This is a genomic window from Streptococcus sp. FSL W8-0197, assembly GCF_037963785.1.
In the GTDB taxonomy this organism is placed as follows: Bacteria; Bacillota; Bacilli; order Lactobacillales; family Streptococcaceae; genus Streptococcus; species Streptococcus oralis_CQ.
On record NZ_CP150168.1, the window covers coordinates 1,224,301 to 1,244,825 of the forward strand.

A 20,525-nucleotide genomic window follows, 5' to 3' on the forward strand; every position below is an offset into this window, starting at 1 on the left:
CAAAATTGCCTTAAAAAAAACTCAACTCTCTCTTCTTTTCAGATAGAAAGTTGAGTTTTTGTTTACATAAACGAATTAAGCTTTAGCATATTGGGCTACAACAGCTTCTACTGCAGCTTTTTCACGCTTAATCAAGTCAACACGCGCTGCGATATCCTTGATCCCCATGCGGATATTACGGCTAAGAGCTAGGTCAGAAAGTTGTGGTTCAAAGAATTCCTTGTACTCTGCCAAGCGTTGCTCTGTTTTAAAGATATGTGATGGGAAGATGACAAAGCTGTCAAAGCTCATGTCGCCACCAAGAGCTGCCTTGATCCAATCCCAGTTTTCGCGCGCCCATACCCAAACAGTCTCTTGAGTTGCTTGGTGTCCGAGGAATTGGAGGTACCATGAAGAAAGGTCTTGAGGTTTGACCACAAATTTGTCCTTCCATGAACTAATCAAGGTTTGGATATTGTCAGCATCTGTACTGTAGGCTAGAGCAGCTGCCAACTGGCGTTTGAAGACCGCATCCGTCGCATGAGTGTAGAGGTCCAGATAAGTTGCGACCAAGTCCTTGGTCTCATGGTGTTTCATCTCATTGATGAGAACTTGTGCACGGATGGCTGCTGGAAGTCCTGCAAGGTTCTCCTTATGAGCTGCAAAGATTTGACTAGCGACTTGACTAGCTTCTGCATCATTGGAGCGAATCATCATAGAAACGGCCAGCTGACGAACCAATTCATCCTCATCTGATTCTCCGTCTTTAGCTTCAAAACCAAGACGGTCATAGTTATGACGAGCCAATTTAGCAACCAGACTGTTAAAGGCTTTCTCAGCTTCTGTACCTTCATCGATAAAGCGTTCAAGGGCAGCAATCACTTGAGAAACAGCTGAAACAACAAGGTAAGACTCTTCCTTAGCAAGTTTATCAAGGACTGGGAGCAAGTCAGCATAAGAAATGTGCCCTGCTTCAGCAAGCAGACGACGTTCTTGGACGATTTGCAGTTTGCTTGTGTTATCAAGTGACTCTAGCTCAGCAAGAACAGCATCTAACAAGTCTCCTTGATAGTCTGTAATGTAGTGGGCTGTATTTTCAGTGTTAAGGCGAAGTGCTCCTTTATTTTCAGCAAGAAGAGCGGCGTAGCCAGGAATTTCGATACTTTCAGTTTCAAGTGTATCTGGTAGACCTTTCCAGTTGCTGTTGAGTGGCACTACCCAGAGGCGGTTCTTGTCTTCATGCTCACCGATAAAGAATTGTTTTTGTGAAATCTTCAAGACATCATTTTCAACTTTGACAGTGAGAACTGGGTAACCAGGTTGTTCCAACCAAGAGTCCATGAAGGCTGCAACATCACGACCTGATGCTTGTCCGAGAGCATTCCAAAGGTCACGACCGATGGTATTGCTGTACTGGTGTTTTTCAAAGTAGGCATGCAATCCTTTAGCGAAATCCGCATCACCTAGCCAACGACGAAGCATGTGCATGAGACGGCTTCCTTTAGCATAGACGATAGCGCCATCAAAGAGCGTATTGATTTCATCTGGGTGTTTGACTTCGACATGGACAGACTGAACGCCATCCGTCGCGTCACGTTTAAGCGCCGCTGGAACTCCACCTGTTTGGAAGTCTTCAAAGATATTCCAACTTGGCTCGATGGCATCCACACAGACGTATTCCATCATGTTTGCGAAGCTTTCATTAAGCCAAAGATCATCCCACCATTTCATAGTCACGAGGTTACCAAACCATTGGTGAGCCAACTCATGTGCCACAACAAGGGCAACTTGTTGTCGACTAGCAAAGGTTGAGTTCTCATCCACAACCAAGTAAACTTCACGATAAGTCACAAGACCCCAGTTTTCCATAGCACCTGCTGAGAAGTCAGGAAGGGCGATGTGAAGTGATTGAGGGATTGGGTACTTAACTCCGTAGTAATCTTCATAAAACTCGATAGAGCGAACGGCGATGTCCAGTGAGAAATCAAGGTTGGATAATGGGTGAGCTTTGGTTGAGTAGACACCTACAAGGGTACCGTTTTTAGTTTTAGCGGTCACACCTTGCAAATCACCTGCTACAAAGGCCAACAAGTAAGAAGACATACGAGGTGTTGTCGCAAACTTCCAGATGCCTGTTTCCTTACGGTTTTCCACATCAATTTCTGGCATGTTTGACAAGGCCACTTCACCTTCTGCTTGGTCAAAACGTAGAGCGAGGTCAAAAGTCGCTTTTGCTTCTGGCTCATCCACACATGGGAAGGCTTCGCGCGCAAAATGGCTCTCGAACTGAGTAGACAAGACTTCCTTCTTGACTCCATCAACTGTGTAGTAAGAAGGGTAAATACCTGTCATGTTGTCTGTGATTTTTCCTGAAAAAGCGATGACTAATTCAACTTGACCAGCCTCAGCCAATTCGATATGAAGGGCTTCATTGTCATGGTCAACTGTAAATGGACGAGCTTGACCTGCAACTTCCACAGAAGTGATTTCCAAGTCTTTTTGGTGAAGGGAAATACGGTCACTCTGTGCTTGACCAGTAATGGTCACCTTCCCAGAAAAGGTCTTGGTCTCACGACTCAAGTCTAAAAATAAATCATAATGTTCAGGAACAAATTGGGTAATAAAATGTTCAACTGCTTGCATAGTTTTCTCCTATTCTAAGTTTAAGAGTTTTACTCTTCTTCAAACAAACTTATTATATCATGTTTTGCTTTAGAAAAAAGGATTGGACGGTAATTTCCAAAACTTTCTTCCTTCTGCAGTCTAGAGTGGGTAGACCTTGCGAAATTCTTCCAAAACAACCTTGCTGTCAGGTGTAAAAGTCAGTCCTGCCTCTCTCAGCCACTCGGCGAAACAGTCCTCATGAACCTGACGCCAATAGGCTAAAGATTTGTCTCCCTCACCTTCCTTATAGGCATGGTCAGCAGAAACTTGATGAAAGGGCTGAACGGAAACCTTAGTAATTTCGACAATGCAGACAGCTCGATCTTGGCTATCTAAAATGATGTCAAAGGTTCCTTCTCGTGGAAGAGGTTCGTCTTCTATTGCATAGAGGTCGTAGGCTGAGGCAGTTGCTGTCTTTTCGCCTTTTAAAACCAAATCTGCCAAGAGATCTGCTTCCACTCCAAAAGCCCAGGCATCTATCTCATCTCCGATAGAGGGGTTGATTTGCTTGTAGTCATTCCACATTTCTTGCGGTGTCATGGGTTGCTCCTTTGTAATTTTTTACTTACTTCTTTTATACGTTTGAGGTGGTCTGGATGATCAATCTCTAAATTAAAAATCTCTGGAATAGAACTGTAGTGGATAATACACTTGATACCCATCTGATTCATTTTTTGTATGAAAGAAGTATTCAGATAGCCTGCTACAGTAAAGTCAATCTTTTTTATCCTTGCTTTATCCTGCATATCTCTTAGCATATCTAACATTATTGGACTTTCCATATCATGCCATTGACTGTTTCTCACAGTCGCAAAAACAAAAGAAGTCAAATCATTCATTCCAACTATAATCTTTGAAATACCAGTTTCCAGTATCCTGTCCAAGTCAAAATAAGCTGACGGTAATTCAATCATTGTGCCGACTTTTCCAGTAAAACCATGCTCACGCAATACTCTAATAGCTTGTTTTAACTGCTCAGCATCATTGATAAAAGGAAAAATAACAGACAGATTGGGATTTGTTTGATAAACTTCTGTAACGACATGTGCTTCAGCCTGAAATTCATCAGGACACGCCAGCAAGCGCCTAGTTCCTCTATAACCAAACAAGGGATGATTTTCATCAAAATGCTCTTTAGTCCCCTCTAAACAATTAGCTTCTGTATTTGTTAACTCTGAAAAACGATACCAAACCTCTTCATCTGAGTACAAGGAGCAAATGGTATCTAGATAATCTTTTACAAATTGTTGACAACTTGCTAATAGGATATTTTGATTGAGCTCTCTCAGTAAGTATTCTCCACGAATCATACCGACGTGGTGCAATAACTGAGGATAAACTTTTTCAACAATTTGTTCGCCACTAAGGACAAGTTGGTTTCTCATCATTCACCTTCCAATTCATATACAAGGTCTTGTCCAGCTCTGGAAATCCTAATAATTCAGACTTAATCTTCAAGACTAATGGTGATGCATTTTCTTCTGTGATTTTCTGAATATCCATCCAAATATATCCGAGTGAATCATTCGCACCATCAGAGACAGCTTCCGAAATCGTAACCTGAGGTGCACTCTCATTCATTTCAACATCATACAAGGCCATGACATGGTGAACCATAAAATTTTTTAACTCTTCCCTGACGAAAACATCGTAGATTCGAGGATTGGAGTAGCTTCTAACAGTAAATCCTGTCTCTTCCATAACTTCTCTAATCAGCGTTTCCGTCAGTCCTTCACCAAGTTGCTGACTACCACCAGGTAGATCATAACGATGTTGATAAGGGCCTCTCGTTTTTTCAATGCAGAGTAACTTCCCGTTTTCAAAGCAAACAGCATAGACTCCAAAGTGTTTTTTGATTTCCATCTAACTCCTCCTACTTCAAAGACCAACCACCATCAATCGTGAGGATTTGCCCTTGCATGGCGCTCGCTTTTCCGCTTGCTAAGAAAAGGCTAATCTCTGCTACTTCCTCTGGCTCAATCCAGCGCTTGATTGGCGTTTCACTAGCCACCCAGTCCGCCAGCCCACCTGGTTCAAAGTCCGCAGCGGTCATAGCTGTCTTGACTGCCCCTGGAGCAATCCCAAAGACCTGAATCCCAGCCTCAGCATAGTCTAGAGCCAACTGCTTGGTAAAGCCAGCTAAGGCGTGCTTAGACGAGGTATAGGCGTGACCACCTCCACCAGCTAGACTTGAAGCAATCGAACACATATTGATGATGATTCCTTTTTTATTTTCCAGCATTTGCATCAAATAATAGCGAGTCAACTCAACAGGAGTCACATAGTTGATTTCAAAAATTTCTTGAATTTCCTGGGCTGATTGTTCCAAAAGGGGGTTGTAATCATCCAAAACTCCTGCAGTATTGCACAAAACATCCACATAAGGACACCAGTCAAAAATAGGCGCCAAGTCCAAGGTTAAATCACGTTGTAAAAAGTGAAAGTCACCTTGCAAGTCAGGCTTTTCACCCTGATCCACCCCGTAAACTTGATAACCTTTTTCTAAAAATAGACGAGCTTGAGCCAGACCAATCCCTGAACTTACTCCCGTGATCAATACACGTCTAGTCATGCACTTCTACCCAGTCCGTCGCCAAAACATCACAAGGTGTCGGGCTCCACATGGAAAAACCTTCCCCTTCTCCAGACACGTTGATTAGAAAATAAGGCGTCACTTCAAGTGCAACCCCGTTTTGTTCTATAGTGTCAAAGAGTTGGACATAGTTTTCAGCCCCTCCCCAACCAGTTCGTACATATTTTTTCTTAGCCTTTAATCCAGGCAGGATTTCTTCAAAAGTCATGATGTTCTCCTTTAATTCTACATTCTTCAATTAATTATAGCAAAAAACCGTTTTCCAACGGCTTTTTGACTGTATATCTGCTAAATTCTTCCTACCACTGCAATCCGGCTTCTCTAATTTCTTTCTTAGAAGCGAATTTACCATTTGGTCTGTGCCATCTTCCGTTTTTATCTCTAAAGTAGCCACCTGAATTTGTTGATTGCAAATTTGATTCCTGGCTTTCTTCCTGTTCTTGTGCGGCTTGGCGAGCTTTTTCCTGCTCTTCTTCTTTTGCTTTCTTTTCAGCTGCTTCTTTTTCTTCAGCCTCTTTCTTGGCTTTTTCCTCAGCTTCCTTCTTAGCCTTTTCTTCAGCTTCTTTTTTAGCTTTTTCTTCTTTGTTTTCAATTGTATTTTTAGCCGTACCATCCAAGTAATTGATTTCCGCATTAGCTGAAATATTGTCTAAAACAACATGCGTCACTGAATACTGATCAACCTTTTCTTTACTACCACCCAATTTGATTTCCAAGAGTTTGCCATTTTCATCAATTCCCACATACTGCAATTCAATTTGTCTCGGAATCAATTCATCCTTCTGATAGATTGGGGTCACCTTGTAGTCAAGATAGTAGTTCGGGTGATTGGCCAACCAAGAGTCCAATCGATTTTCATAGTAAAGCATGCTACTTTGGTTTTGGTCATCTGTTCCAGAATAATTTCCAGCATTTAGCCAGTTAGTCATTGGAACCAGATTCCTCTTTTCATCATTTAATCCGCTAAATTGGTAACCAATCAGATGACCTCTACTCATCAACCAAGCTTCTTTTTTACCGTCACCATAAAAGAATTTATAATTGTGCCATCCAACTGGATCATAAGCCAACTTGGACTCTCTCTTCTCAGTTGGCTCATCGCTGTCCTTGAGTTGAATATGAGCACCCGTTGCGCGTGATTTATAATCCAATTCCCCAAGTTCTAGCTGCTTTTCATTTTTAAAAGGCAAAAGTCCAGCTTCTTTAAACAACTTCTCATCAAACTTGATTTGCTTCTGTTCAATTTTTTCTTCTGGGACCTTTGATTCCGCCTTATGTCCAGAACAAGCAACTAGTGTTGTGATTGAAAGTAAGGCAATTGAGAAGGATAGTAACTTTTTCATAAAAGCCTCCTTTTATATAGTGATTAGATTAATATATTCTATTATATTTTACTATCATTTTGTTAATTGTTCAAGAATAAAGATGCTGTTATTATATTCTTTCTACTCCAATGTTTAAAACAAAAACGATAACCACTTTTCAGTAGTTATCGTTGATTTCTTTTGATTAGTCTTTCCAACCAAGTTTGCTGTTGATAGTCATCATGATGCTGGCTATCTTCTCACCCCAGTAAGGATCAGAAGCATAGCGAACATTCATCCCGGTTGCTTTATTTCCAAGGTGGTCTCTGCCATAGTCGATGTAGTTCTCACGAATCCACTTGGCCGCTCCAAGGATTCCTTTATCCACATTATCAAAGCTCTTGGCTGAGAGATATGGGCTCGTATCATAAGCGGCAATACCAAAGAAGTTGTTCTTATCTCTGGCAATTTGACTGCGTCCCCACGCACTTTCAAGAGCACTATGTGCCATCAAGTAAAGGGCATTGACACCGTAGCGTTCTTCAGCTTCTTTGAAAGTCGCTCCTTTACCTGCGAGAGGACTATCCTGCAAGTTCATCATCGAATACAGTTTATCCAATTCAGCTGCACTATAATTACTTGGTTCTCTCAAGTTTTTATAGAGAAAAGGATTTTTAATGGTAAAGCCATCAAAATGCTCTCCATCAGTTGAGTAGTACTTCTTACCAATAACCATGGCAGATGTGTGTGGAGCTACTTTGATACTCGTATAAGGAGAGAGTTCATGGTAGAGGAATTTCCCATCACTAGTATAATGAGGGATAAACTCGCTTCCTTCATCTACTGCTGTCAAATCACTTTGATTCATATAGCCAGACAAGCCAGAAATCGAAACTGCAAGTCGGCCGCCTTTTCGCGTCGAGCTATCCAGTGAAACAATGCTTCCTTGGTTAATGTAACTCAAGATTTCTCCAGATGCACTATAGACATAGGCAGTGATTGGTTTAACTTTGTAATATTTGGTTTTATCCGCAACATGCCATCTACCAGAAGCATCCAAGGTATGACCATCCACAGTTTCATTTTTTGCCATATAACCGCCTGATTTAAGGTAGTACCATGATTGGTCGGATGAATCGTAGATTAATTCTTTCTCAGCCATCTTTCCATTTGACTTGAGGTAGAACCAGTTATTCTTGTACCATACCCACTCACTCGCAGCCATATAACCACCAGATTTGAGATAGTAGTAACCATTATCCCAGAGCCATTCTTTATTGGCATAATTTCCATCAGAGTTGATATAGAACCATGAGTTATAATTCTTATCAAAGAGCCATCCTTTACCAGCTTTTGATCCACTACTTGTCACATAATTACGGTCAATCCAAGTTTCCGTAGAGAGGTAGCCACCAGATTTGAAATGGTAATCCTTTCCTTTGATGGTTTGCCAACCTTTTTCAGCATAGGTTCCGTCAGCTTTCAAGTAAAACCAAGAGTTATAATTCTTGTCAAAGAGCCATTCCGATTTCAATTTAGCTCCACTCTTCGCAACATAGAAACGATCTATCCAGCGCTCGGTAGAAAGATAGCCGCCTGATTTGAAATGGTAATCTTTTTCTTTAATCGTTTCCCAGCCTTTTTCGGCATAGGTTCCGTCAGCTTTCAAGTAAAACCAAGCATCATAATTCTTATCAAAGAGCCATTCCGATTTCAATTTAGCTCCACTCTTCGCAACATAGAAGCGATCAATCCAACGTTCAGTAGAAAGATAACCGCCTGATTTAAAATGGTAGTCCTTCCCATCTATAGTTAACCACCTATTTTCAGCATAGGTACCATCTTGTTGAAGGTAGAACCAACTGCTATAGTTGTCATCATAAATCCAGGCTTGTTTAACCTTATTACCATTTTCTGATATATAGCTTTTACCAAGCCAAGCATTTTTCAGCATTTTACCTTGTGAATTGATGTAGTACTGGTTCTCACCTTGAGTGATCCACTCATCTTTGGCCATTTTCCCGTCTTCTTTAAGGTAATATTTTTCTTGACCTTGTTGAATCCATTCTTTTTGAGCTTTCTGACCATCAGACTTGAGATAATACCAGGATTCTTTTTCCTGATTAAATATCCACTGTTCCTTTGCTTTAGCACCACTTTCAGTCACATAGTACTGGCCAACCCACGTTTTCGTAGCTAATTTTCCAGCTTCGTTAAAATAGTAATCTTTACCACCAACTGTCAACCAGCCATTTTCTGCACGTTGACCATTATCTTTAAGATAAAACCAGTTCTGATGCGTTTGGTCAAAAAGCCATTGCTTGGTTGCTGGTTTCCCGTCTGCTTTGAGGTAGGTCTTTCCTTGCCAAGTCCCCTCTTCTGCTTTTGCTGTCTCCACTACAGTAAAAAAACACCCCAATAAGCCAGCACTTACTAGGGCCACTTTCCATCGTTTCATTTAAATGCTCCAATAACGTTTTCTAAACCCTATTGTAACATAGTTAATCGACGGAAATATTACAAATTGATGAAGATTCTATTTCTTGTTGACGATAAGGAAGACCTAGCTTATCTCAGATTGGCTTTGACTTCCTGACGGAGATTTTCTAGACTGCTAATGCCGTATTTATCCATGACTTTTGGTAAATTTTCAATAATATCAGGACAGGCATAAGGATTGGTAAAGTTGGCTGTTCCAACTCCTATGGCAGATGCCCCAGCTAGATACATTTCTATCGCTGCTTCAGCAGAATCCACTCCTCCCATTCCAATGATGGGAAGGTCGGTTGTTTGGGCGACTTGGCGGATGAGTTTGAGGGCTACTGGAAAGACTGCTGGTCCAGACATTCCACCTGTTCCATTGGCTAGGATTGGTTTTCTGGTTTTAAGGTCAAAGCGCATACCGACAAGGGTATTGATCATGGTTAGGCCACTTGCCCCTGCATCTTCTGCGGCTTTGGCGATGGTGACAACATCCGTTACACTAGGGGTTAATTTAACATAAACTGGCACATCAGAGGCTTCCACAGCTGCCTTTACCACTTCATAAGCCAAGTCAGGATCTTGCCCAATCAAAAGTCCATGATTGCCGTGATCCACATTCGGACAAGAGATATTGAGCTCGATAGCTTTTACATTTGTAGCCTTGGAAATCCCCTGAGAAACGGCAGCGTACTCTTGTTTTGAAAAGCCTGCTACATTGGCGATGATGGGAAGCGAAGGATATTCTCTTTCCAGCCAAGGCAACTTTTCAGCTAAAACAGCTTCTAAACCTGGATTTTGTAAACCGATTGCATTGAGCATACCTGCAGGCGTTTCTGCCACCCTGGGAGTAGGATTCCCAAAACGGGGTTCAAGTGTCGTCGCCTTGATCATAATGGAGCCTAAAAGGTCTAAATCATAGTATTTGGCATACTCTTGGCCGAAACCAAAACAGCCTGATGCTGGAATGATGGGATTTTTCAAATCCAAGCCCGGTAGTGAAACTTGTAAGCGATTTGTAATCATGACTTTCTCCTTATAATACAACTGTTCCTGTGCGGAAAACAGGGCCATCTTCACAGACACGTTGGCTGACAGTCTCACTATCTGGCACTTTTAGAACACAGGCATAGCAAGCCCCCATCCCACAAGCCATACGAGATTCCAGAGATAGATAGGCTCTTGGATGATCATAAAATCTTTCATTGATGTACTTCATCATTCCAGGAGCTCCACATGAGTAAACAGCATCAAATTGAATGTCTAAGTCATTGATGACGACTGACACATTTCCCTTAATGCCATAAGAACCATCATCTGTCGTTACAAAAACCTGACCATATTGGTCCAATTCAGTTTCGAGAATCACAACATCCTTGTTGGCAAAACCGAGGACTGTCACTATTGTCACCCCACGCGCATGCAATTCCTTGGCCACCTCAAGCAAGGGTGGAACACCAATCCCACCACCAACGAGGAGAACTTGGCTCTGATTGTCTAAATCAGACAAGTCAAAACCATTTCCCTGAGGTCCCATCACATCAAGACTATCTCCCTGACTTAAGGTTGAAAAAATTGCGGTCCCAGCCCCCTCAATTCGATAAATGAGATGACACTGCTTGTTTGCCTTGTCAATAGACGAAATTGAAATAGGACGACGCAAGAGATGGGCATCATCAGGCACGCGCAGATGGAGAAATTGGCCTACTCGCATGGCTTCAACCATCTCCCCTTCTAGGACTAATTCAAAGATTGCTGGCGCAATTTCCTCCTGAGCGACCACCTTCATGGTCTCCAAACGAATGGCACCAAAACGCTTCTTACACGTGGGATTCATGACTTTTCCTCCTTAAATTTAAGGGGACCAGATAAAGAAAAGACCTTGCTAATGCAAGGCCTCAGTTGGGTTAGGCTAGAACTCATGCGCACACTTAAAAAGTCTCCACAGAGAGTCCCCTATCCCTTTTATCTGACACCTTGTAAGTCTCTCTGGACTCCCCTTAAAGGTTAAATTTGTATTAGTATACTCTTTCAAAGAAAAAAAGTCAAGCAGAAAACGAACATTCTACTTGACTTTACTGGATTATTTTTCACGAATGACTTCGACCTTGTAGCCATCAGGATCCTTGATAAAGTAATAGTTTGGTTGAGTTCCTGGAAGTCCATTAGGGGCTGTCACCTCATAGCCTTTGGCGCTATGTTCTTGATGTAGGGCCTCAAGGTCAGGTGTGCTGAGAGCGATATGGGCGAAGCCATCTCCTACCACATAAGGACCGTGATCATAGTTATAGGTCAACTCCAACTCATAGTCATCCCCCTCAAGTCCTAGATAGACAATGGTGAAAGCATGATCTGGAAAATCCTTGCGACGCAACTCTTTAAAACCAAAAGCATCTTGATAGAATGCAATTGATTTTTCAAGGTTTTCTACTCGCAAGCAAGTGTGTAACATTTTTGAAGCCATCTTCATTACCTCTTTCATTTGAATAGTTCTATTATACCTTTATTCAGGAAAATTTACTAGAAACTTGAACTAGAGTCCTCTTCTCTACGCTTTCATTCTAAGAAGCACTTTTACGATTTTCCTTGCGTATATTGCGAATAAGGAAAAGCATGATCAGGACAAAAAGTCCCTCGAGGAAGTAGAAAGCAAATTCGCTATTCAGGATTAACAGGTCTTTTTCAAAATAAATTTTGCTAAAATCGGGTATAAGTGCGAATAGGATTCGGAACAGTCTTCTTAGGAAAATAAAGATCTGCAAGCCATAAATCATAAAGACCTTCTTCACACCAATCATGAAGCCTTGTTCCTTTGTAAAATAAGACAAGACGATACCATTTAACAAAAGGATAACCGTCAAGGCCAGAGTCTCATTTCTTAGGATATTTGGATTAAAAATGTTTAAGCGGCTGTGAACGAAAGGCAATAATTGAAAGAGTAGGATACCCAAGATTGCTGGAAGGAGAATTTTTTTCAATGATGGTGGAAATCCGGGACTAAATCGTGTAAAAGACAAGCAAATCACAAGGATTACAAAAATATGGAAGTACATCATTGCAACTCCGGAAATGATCTGGCTTCGATTTACCAAAGCAGATAAGAAGCCAGCAGAAAGAAAGATACCGACAGGAATCAGCTTATCCAAAGAATAATCCCACTTCAGCCCCTGACTCACTTGGAAACCATCGATGAAGCTGAAAAATGTAATGAACATAAGGGCACCAATGAGACCAAACGGTAAGGATGGAATGACGAGGGTTAATAACAAGATTAGCAGGAACCATGGATGAGGACTGTAGTAGAATTTTCGTTTTTCTCCCCTAGCAGTCACTCCTTCCTCAATCGGTGTTTTCCTTAATTTTAGCATATAGACGTAAAAGAGAGAAAACATACCAGCATGAACCCATGAATTATAACCAGGTCTCTCTAGAATACTAAGTAGCAAACATACAATCGTAAAGAGACCAGAGAAAAGCTGAAGAAACTTATTTTTAAAGACTTGTCTTTTTTTCCAATCCAAATAAGAGAGCTTGGCCTTTGGATGACTAAGTTCATAAGCATAAACTGTCATCTCTTCTAGTTTCTGGTCTGTCTCCTCCGTCATCATTTGGGGAGCCATTTTAGAAGTAGGAAAAGGAGCTAAAACATATCTTAGGAGATCGCCATCTGTAAACCGATGGTACTCCTTATAGATCTGTTGAAGTAAAATCGTTAGAATGCGTGGTCTTCCTTTAAAGTAGCTTCTCCACTTCTCCCAATCATTGATATCTTCATCGCTATTAGTAAGCTTATCTATATAAAGATAACCTTCATTGTACCAGTAATCAAAATTTTCTTTTTTGTTAAGTGCATACTCCTCTACCACTGAAGGATAAGAATGGATACTCTTCCAGAAATTGAGTTTCTTCAGGTAAGCATTTGATTCCTCATCACTATAACGTTCTACAAATTGGAGAACGAGAGCTAACACTTTCGCATTGGTTAAAGGATAGACGTCCACTTTTTCTAACAAATCAAGTAGGAGCGTGTGATCTTTGACTGATTCAAAAAGGTATTGCCAATCACGTAACAGTTTATACTCGTCTTGATATGGACTATAGAGTAAAAGATATAGTTTTTCCTCAACCTCCGATGGATTTAGCAAATTATAAGAATGGATATCGAATGGTTCTTCTGAATCTGCTTGTAATTCCTCAAAGTAAGCTAGAAGTTCATCATAGGCTTTTTGTTCCTCTTCTCCAATCTCTGGTTTAATCTTCTCCAAGATATAAGCCAAAACTGGAATGCAAGTAATCATTTGTTTACTGTTATTCAAGAGAAAAAGGACAGTACTAGGAGAAAATGATTGACTGAAAAATTTTATCCAAGTTCCAATCTGATTAGCTCTTTGGGAATCTTCAAGGATTGCTTGACATAAACGATAAGAAGCATACAAATTCGAAATTTCTTTTTTTGCATCTTCAAGAGACTCTCCATTTTTGTAGGCGGTAGCTCTTTTAACCTTCCAATGCTTCAGTTTATAGTAATAGCCCCAGTATCGGAAGTCAGGTATATAGTCTTCCAGCAAGGGAATGAGGATAGAAAATTGCTCCGGTTTATTAAAAATATAAACATCCATTTCTTCTAAAACAGACTGAACAGTGCTCATATCATATCGATACTGACTAAAAAACTGTTTCCAAAGATGTTCTTGTTCTTCTATGGTATAGTCAGGATTACCTACAATACTTTCAATCGCATTTCGGATCAGATAGGTTCCTTCATTATAACCACTAAAGTCAAGAGTAGATCTTGTTGTTTCTTCTTGCCCACGGTTCTCTTCGTCACCAAACGTTTCAAAGTTGAGGGTATTCTTAGCTCTTGCTTCAGAATCTCCATTTAGCTGAACTTCCTCATCATAGTCACCAAAGTCAAGGGTTGACTTTTGCTCATCCTCTTCTGCTTTAAAGGTTTCAAAGTTAAAGGAATTGCTTGTTTTATCAGTTGATTTCTGATAATCACTGAAATCAAGACTTGATCTTTCAGACTCTTCGTTCTCAGTATTCGTTTCTTCAGTCAAGTTTTCAAAGTGGAGACTAGAGTTAGGCTTTTCATTCGCCTCTTCTTCAAGTTCAGCAGCTTCTTGAGAGTCACTCGCTTTTCTTAGACTATTTTCTGGTTTTGTATTTCTAGATCTCGCATAAGTCAAGGCTTTTTGATAAGCTTCAACAATTTCTTGGTAAATTTCTGGTTGGTCTTCTGGGTGATAGAGCCGAACCAGTTCAGCATAACGCCTTCTAATAAGCTTGACGTCAGTCGTTGGCTCTATCCCTAAAGTTTCCCATATATTCATAAGGTCTCCTCTTTTACAGTCCTCGCTCTAGGAAGTCTAAATAGTTTGAAAATGATTGATAAAGTTTTGGCAAATGATACACAGATGCTTGACTGACCTCTTCTTCAAATCGTCTAGTTTCAGCCATTAGCTCATCTCTTCTTCTCCCCAAGAGCATACTGTACACGCGATTCGCTTTTTCAATCAAGAAACGATAAACCTCTGTTTCTTGAGCATTAATCTTATAGCGAGTCAACTCTGCTTGCTTAGCCTTGATTTCCTTTTCTGTCAGAGTAACACTATCTTGGAGAATAACATGACTAAAGACTTCCTGTGTTGAATCAATTTTCACTTCGACATCCAAAATCCCATTTAAATCATAGGTAAATCGAACTGTGAAACTTTCATTTACTCTAGTATTCACAGGGACGGGAACTTCTAATTCTCCTAGAAACAGGTTTTGTGATGCCTTCATCATCTCACCTTGATAGACCTTTATCTTGACTTGGCTCTGTCCCAATTCAGCCGTATAGTACTGCTCGATGCGTGAAGCAGGTAGGGTTGAATTTCGCTCAATAATCGGCGAAAAACGGTCTCCAACTATCTCAATCCCCAGTGTAAAAGGACAAATATCAGACAGTAATAAATCTCGTATCTCACCTTGCCGCTCTTTTATTCCTGCTAAAAGGGCACAACCTCTCGCAATCATCCGATCGGGATCATCCGAAACCTGCACCACTTGATTGATACAGTAGGATAAAAAATCCTGAACCAAGCGGAGTTTCGAAGTCCCCCCAACAAGAACAAAGTTATCTGATGATACATAGCTATAGCGCGCATCCATCAAGGCACGGTCCAAAACGGCCTTAACACGGGCTAGCAGAGGTTGACAAAGCTCATAAAAACGCTGGTAGCTCAAGTCTAGAGTGTATTCCTGATCTTGGTCCAGAACTGTCATCTTCACTTCTTCTTTATCATTGAGTTCTAGCTTTGTCTTTTCAGCCTGTACCAGAATTTTGCTATAAAATTCTCGGGAAATCGTATCCTTGGTTAATTGATTGGAGACTAAAAATTCCTCAGCAATAGCCGCAGTAAAGTCTTCTCCTCCCAAACGATTGTCCCCTGCAATCGACACGATTTCGACAATATTATCAAAAAGCTCTACAACTGAAATGTCAAGAGTCCCACCACCAAAATCGACTACAATAAAAGATTGATCTTCTTGGTTTACCATAGATCTTTTAGCTAGAGCCGCTGCGGAAGGTTCATTGATAATCCGATCAATCTGAACGCCTGCAAATTTCCCTGCTAGTTTGGTCGCATAGCGTTGAGCATCATTGAAATAGGCTGGAACACTAACAATCACTTCCTCAACCTTTTCTCCAAGATAGGTCTCTGCATCGTCTACCAACTTTCGAATGATAAAAGAGCTTAATTCTTCAGCCTTATATGCTCGATTTCCTAGCGTCAACTCATGCTTGGTCCCCATAAAACGCTTGAACTGAGAAACCGTCTTGTCTGGGTGGGTCACCAAGCGTTCCTTGGCAATTTTTCCAACTATAATCTCATCATTGTCATCCAAAGCCACAACAGAAGGAGTTAAATACTCACCAAAAGCATTGGGAATCAGCTTGACCTGGCCATCTTGGTATACCCCTACTAAAGAATTAGTCGTTCCTAAATCAATACCTACTATCATCTTCTTCTAACTCCAAATCTTTTTTAGATATTCCTATTATACAAGAAATATCCTATTTTCTTTGAAAAAATCTGTGATTTACTCTTTAGAATAGAAAATCATTTATGGTAAATAAAAAAGTTTCACCCTACTCTTGCGGTAAAAACCACGAGAGTAAGAATGAAACAGTTGTCATTATTTACCAAGTTTTGCTTTAGCTGCATCTGCAAGAGCTGTGAAAGCTGCTGCATCGTTAACAGCCAAGTCAGCAAGCATTTTACGGTTTACTTCGATCTCAGCCAATTTCAAACCATGCATCAATTGTGAGTATGAAAGTCCGTTCATACGAGCTGCCGCGTTGATACGAGTGATCCACAATTTGCGGAAGTCACGTTTCTTTTGACGACGGTCACGGTATGCATAGTAGTAAGAGTTCATTACTTGTTCTTTTGCAGTACGGAACAAGATGTGTTTAGCTCCATAGTAACCTTTTGCTAATTTAAGAATACGTTTACGACGTTTGCGTGATACAACGCCACCTTTAACACGTGCCATATTTTATTTCCTCCAAATATTTCCTAGAATTGTTTACTTACTGTTAGGCTATTATTTCAAGCGAGTAAGCATTGCTTTGATACGTTTGAAATCTCCTGAATGCACCATAGATGCTTTACGAAGATGACGACGTTGTTTCTTAGTTTTTCCGTGGAAACGGTGAGAAGTGTAAGCACGGAAACGTTTAAGTCCACCAGAACCTGTACGTTTGAAACGTTTAGCTGATGCGCGGTGTGTTTTTTGTTTTGGCATGATTTTTTCTCCTTTATTTAACTTTCTGACAATTATTTTTTGTCAGTTGCTGGCGCCAACTGCATGAACATTTGGCGTCCATCCATCTTAGCTCGTTGTTCGATGATCGCAATATCTTGTGTTGCTTCAGCAAACTCGGCTAAAACTTTTGCACCAATCTCTTTATGGGTGATCATACGCCCTTTAAAGCGAATGGATACCTTAACTTTATTTCCTTTTTCAAGGAACTTGCGTGCATTGCGAAGTTTTGTGTCAAAGTCACCCTTGTCAATAGTTGGACTCAGACGAACTTCTTTCACAGTAACAACACTTTGTTTTTTACGTTGTTCTTTTTGCTTTTTCTGATACTCAAATTTGAACTTACCGTAGTCCATAATTTTAGCAACAGGTGGTTTTGCTTGGGGTTGAATCAATACTAAGTCAACATTTGCACTATCAGCCAATGCTTGCGCTTCGCTGAGTGGCTTGATGCCTAGCTGTTCTCCCTCAAGACCGATCAAGCGAACTTCACGTACACGAATTTCATCATTGATGAATAAGTCTTGCTTTGCTATGGTTTTCACCTCTTTTTTATTATTAGAGAAAAACAAGAGCGGGCCTGTAATGATACAAGCCCGCACGTTATGATAGCGTTTCTTAGAAACTTTTCATCCGTAGGGCCAGGCAACTTGATGTCACGAGGCGAGAAGCTCTCACTTCTGCTTTTCTCAACTTTTATATGATACCAAGTTTTCTATCCCTTGTCAAGATAAAAAGTCATTTTTTCGAAAAGTTTGTCTATTTTATCGAACCGTTTCAATTCGCCAACTATTCCATCCTTTAAAGCGAATGGCTCCTTGCTGATCGGTTCGGTAAATCTTACTCTTGATGACTTCCAGTCGGGTCAAAGTTTCCTGATGGGAGAGTTTGGCACGATTGTTCTTTCCAACTGAAATGAGAGTGATCTCTGGTTTGAGTTTTTCTAGAAAAACTGGATTTGAGGACGTTTTAGAACCATGTTGGCCTGCTTTCAAGACATCCACCTCTAAGTTAGGGTATTGCTTTAGAAAATCCTTCTCTCCCTTCTCCTTCAAGTTTCCAGTGAAGAGAAAGTGCTTATCCAAAAGTTTCCCATAAAAAACCAAGGAATCATCGGGATTAGCTTCTCCATTTTCCCTTGTAGATAACACTTCTAACTGACTTCCAAAAATGGATATCTTGTCCCCAACTGTCACACTCCGAACCTTGGTTTGGCTTGCTTCTAGTTCTACCACAAATTCCTTCTGTGTCAAACTTCCTTTTGATACTAAAATCTCCCCGATATGGAAAGCCTTTGTTACTTCCAGCAAATCTCCAACATGCTCCTTGTCTGTATTGGTCAAAACTAGCTGGTCAATCTTGGCTACTCCTCGACTTTTTAGATAGGGAATCAAGGTACGTTGGGCATTGCTGGTCGTCGCCTTTTCCTGCCAAGCTTGGATTTTCTTGTCAAATTCTGCCTTACCACCTACATCTATGAGAATAGTTTTCCCAGTCACATCCCGTAGGAAAATACTTTCTCCCTGCCCTACATCCAGCATGGTAATTTCATTTTCCAGAGGATGCTTGATTAAGAAAAAGAGCCCTACGACAAAGAGACTGAATCCTGCTAGTCTTTTGATGTTTTTCCTCATGTCATAGACTAAGGCTAATGAAACTAACAGTAGAATCAACAGCCATGCGTTGGGTTGTCCAAAGACCAGAGGCCTGCTTGTCAGCTGCGATACCAAGCGAATGATGTTCTCCAACCACTCAAAGACAAGGTTAAACTGAGTGACTGGGTAAACAAAAGACAGGATGAATAAGATGGACAAAAGCGGTAAGAATACCACATCAAACAGAAAAGAAAAGACAAAGGTCAAAAGGATAGACCAAGGCTGAAATTCTGCAAAATAAACGGATAGAATGGGCAATATTCCCAAAGAAATGACCAAACTTTCTCTGGCAACAGCCTTGATCCCATCGCCTTCTTTGCTAGTCATGGTCAAGATAAAAGCATAAGCGCAGGACAAGACTCCTCCTGCAGTTAGGAAAAAGTTAGGCATGATGATAAAGAGGACAAGGACCGTTAGGGCAAAATTATCCAAACCCTTAACACCATGTTGGGCCAGTAACTTTTGCAAGAGACTGCGAATGACCGAAGCTGAAAATCCTGTCAGACCTGCATAGATAAGAGAAAAGGGATAAGTTAGCCACTTCAACTTTTCTTGGGTCAAGCCCAATCGCAAGAGGAGTTTCTTAAAGGCATCCATAAAGAAGCCCACTTGCATACCCGACAAGGCAAAGAGATGGATAATTCCAAGACTGGAATAGAGCTCATTCATCTCCTCGAAGTCCGTATCTAGATGTCCTAATAACAGCCCTGTCATATAGTTGCGCATAGGGTCTGGAAAGTGCGCCTTGATCCAAACTACAGCCTTTCGACGTATACTAGACAGATTTTCTCCTATATCCCAACTGCTAACCTGTTTCATTGACTGGATACTCTTGATAGTCAGTGTCTGGTAAATCCCTTGAGTTTTCAGATAGGCTTGGTAGTCAAAGCCACCAAAATTCCTCTGACCTTCAGGTTCAGAGACTTTCCCTTCTAGCTCTATCTCGTGAAGATCTGTCAAGGCTTGAAAGTGCTCTTTCTCCTCCTCGGACTGGAGTTTATAGTAAACTTGGAAGGTACGGCCGTCAGCCTTGCCCCGAAAGGACAGACTATCTCCATTGACTTTGATAGTATCTGGTAAAATCCGTACCCTCTCAACAGAATCCACTAGGTTTTGACTAGCTTGTGTCTGTTGCCAGTTTTGAAACAGAAACCAAAATCCAAAAACTCCACAAATCGCTAGAACTTTTCCAGCAGATTTCCAAGAAAATTGAAAAAAGAGACAGACGAGCAAAAAAACAAAACCTAGCAGTGCGAGATAGGACGCTCCAAAAATGGCATAGTAAAGCCAGAGCAACAGAAAGCTCAGATAGATTAGAGGAATAGGGAAATTCTTAATCCACTGTGACATAATCTTTTAGCTTTTCTATGGTCTTAGCGCCAATACCAGAGACCTTCTTTAATTCATCAACCGACTTGAATTTGCCATTTGCCTCACGATGGTCGATAATATCCTGGGCTCGTTTTCCTCCCAAGCCTTTGACCTGCTTTAGTTCTTCCAGACTAGCTTTATTGAGGTTGACTTTCTTTTCTTTACTTGTCGAAGGAGTCGTTCCAGAGGCAGCCTGCTGACTAGCTGCTTCTTCTCCCTTAGTTGGAACATAGACAAGAGCCTCGTCACTGACTTTCTGTGCTAGATTGAGCGACTTGCTATCTGCCTCATCTGTCAAGCCACCTGCCTTCTGAACGGCATCATGAACACGACTCCCTACTGGCAAATCATAAATCCCTGGCGATTTAACAGCCCCCTTAACATCTACTGTGATTAGATCTTGTTCAGGAGATTCTTCCTTTTCTTCCTTCTTGATTTCCTTTTCAGATGATGAATCCTTTGAAACAGCTGCGACTTCAGTCTGCAAATTTGTTTCTGTGACGGGTGTCTGTGTAGTTGGCTTTAGTAGGAAAAATGAGCCCAAGGCCAAACCCAAACCAGTACAAATGACAATGATTTTATACTCTTTGATTTTCTCGATAATTGCTTCCATATTTTCTCCTCTCTTAAGTTATTCGTAAGAGAAAGAAAAAACAGCTGAAA

At 40.9% G+C, this 20,525-nt stretch carries 18 protein-coding genes and 1 other annotated feature; all 18 genes read right to left on the minus strand.

Annotated features, from left to right (window positions below):
* Nucleotides 1–75: 75 nt before the first annotated feature.
* A complete protein-coding gene (locus tag NYE79_RS06200) occupies nt 76–2,622 on the minus strand; it encodes a M1 family metallopeptidase (protein WP_001149146.1) in 2,547 nt (848 codons plus the stop codon).
* Nucleotides 2,623–2,742: 120 nt separating this feature from the next.
* Complete coding sequence (locus NYE79_RS06205; RefSeq protein WP_049518538.1) at nt 2,743–3,183, minus strand: ASCH domain-containing protein; 441 nt, start codon at nt 3,181–3,183, stop codon at nt 2,743–2,745.
* On the minus strand, nt 3,180–4,028 hold the full coding sequence (locus NYE79_RS06210) for a putative PEP-binding protein (protein WP_049518537.1): 849 nt from the start codon (nt 4,026–4,028) through the stop codon (nt 3,180–3,182). The genes NYE79_RS06205 and NYE79_RS06210 overlap by 4 nt, the downstream gene beginning before the upstream one ends.
* Entirely contained in the window at nt 4,006–4,506 is a 501-nt protein-coding gene (locus NYE79_RS06215) for an NUDIX hydrolase (protein WP_339293619.1), read from the minus strand. The genes NYE79_RS06210 and NYE79_RS06215 overlap by 23 nt, the downstream gene beginning before the upstream one ends.
* Nucleotides 4,507–4,516: 10 nt before the next feature.
* On the minus strand, nt 4,517–5,215 hold the full coding sequence (locus NYE79_RS06220) for a 3-oxoacyl-ACP reductase (RefSeq protein WP_339293620.1): 699 nt from the start codon (nt 5,213–5,215) through the stop codon (nt 4,517–4,519).
* Nucleotides 5,208–5,444 (minus strand): DUF2829 domain-containing protein, encoded by a 237-nt coding sequence (locus tag NYE79_RS06225; protein ID WP_000141913.1) that lies wholly within the window; start codon nt 5,442–5,444, stop codon nt 5,208–5,210. The genes NYE79_RS06220 and NYE79_RS06225 overlap by 8 nt, the downstream gene beginning before the upstream one ends.
* Before the next feature lie 91 nt (nt 5,445–5,535).
* Entirely contained in the window at nt 5,536–6,579 is a 1,044-nt protein-coding gene (locus NYE79_RS06230) for a DNA/RNA non-specific endonuclease (protein WP_339293621.1), read from the minus strand.
* A 166-nt stretch (nt 6,580–6,745) separates the two neighbouring features.
* Nucleotides 6,746–8,998, minus strand: coding sequence for a glucosaminidase domain-containing protein (locus tag NYE79_RS06235; RefSeq protein WP_247943173.1), 2,253 nt, complete (start codon nt 8,996–8,998; stop codon nt 6,746–6,748).
* A gap of 110 nt (nt 8,999–9,108) precedes the next feature.
* On the minus strand, nt 9,109–10,095 hold the full coding sequence (locus NYE79_RS06240) for a dihydroorotate dehydrogenase (protein WP_247943174.1): 987 nt from the start codon (nt 10,093–10,095) through the stop codon (nt 9,109–9,111).
* Entirely contained in the window at nt 10,058–10,858 is an 801-nt protein-coding gene (locus tag NYE79_RS06245; RefSeq protein ID WP_247943175.1) for a dihydroorotate dehydrogenase electron transfer subunit, read from the minus strand. The genes NYE79_RS06240 and NYE79_RS06245 overlap by 38 nt, the downstream gene beginning before the upstream one ends.
* A gap of 246 nt (nt 10,859–11,104) precedes the next feature.
* Nucleotides 11,105–11,485 (minus strand): VOC family protein, encoded by a 381-nt coding sequence (locus tag NYE79_RS06250; RefSeq protein ID WP_000157140.1) that lies wholly within the window; start codon nt 11,483–11,485, stop codon nt 11,105–11,107.
* 97 nt (nt 11,486–11,582) lie between these two features.
* Nucleotides 11,583–14,354, minus strand: a complete 2,772-nt coding sequence (locus tag NYE79_RS06255) for a J domain-containing protein (RefSeq protein ID WP_339293622.1) — start codon at nt 14,352–14,354, stop codon at nt 11,583–11,585.
* Between the two features lie 13 nt (nt 14,355–14,367).
* Entirely contained in the window at nt 14,368–16,032 is a 1,665-nt protein-coding gene (locus NYE79_RS06260) for a molecular chaperone HscC (protein ID WP_339293623.1), read from the minus strand.
* A 174-nt stretch (nt 16,033–16,206) separates the two neighbouring features.
* The gene (rplT, locus tag NYE79_RS06265; protein ID WP_000124834.1) at nt 16,207–16,566 is read right to left on the minus strand and encodes a 50S ribosomal protein L20; all 360 of its coding nucleotides are present in this window, start codon (nt 16,564–16,566) and stop codon (nt 16,207–16,209) included.
* Nucleotides 16,567–16,617: 51 nt separating this feature from the next.
* Nucleotides 16,618–16,818, minus strand: coding sequence for a 50S ribosomal protein L35 (rpmI, locus tag NYE79_RS06270; protein ID WP_001125942.1), 201 nt, complete (start codon nt 16,816–16,818; stop codon nt 16,618–16,620).
* Nucleotides 16,819–16,850: 32 nt separating this feature from the next.
* Nucleotides 16,851–17,381: a translation initiation factor IF-3 gene (gene infC, locus NYE79_RS06275; RefSeq protein ID WP_000848184.1), complete on the minus strand. Its 531-nt coding sequence runs from the start codon at nt 17,379–17,381 to the stop codon at nt 16,851–16,853.
* Between the two features lie 15 nt (nt 17,382–17,396).
* Nucleotides 17,397–17,528: a sequence feature (ribosomal protein L20 leader region), on the minus strand.
* Between the two features lie 72 nt (nt 17,529–17,600).
* Nucleotides 17,601–19,841, minus strand: coding sequence for a DNA internalization-related competence protein ComEC/Rec2 (locus NYE79_RS06280; protein ID WP_339293624.1), 2,241 nt, complete (start codon nt 19,839–19,841; stop codon nt 17,601–17,603).
* Nucleotides 19,825–20,475, minus strand: coding sequence for a helix-hairpin-helix domain-containing protein (locus NYE79_RS06285; protein WP_216728433.1), 651 nt, complete (start codon nt 20,473–20,475; stop codon nt 19,825–19,827). Before NYE79_RS06285 ends, NYE79_RS06280 begins: the two co-directional genes overlap by 17 nt.
* Nucleotides 20,476–20,525 lie beyond the last annotated feature (50 nt).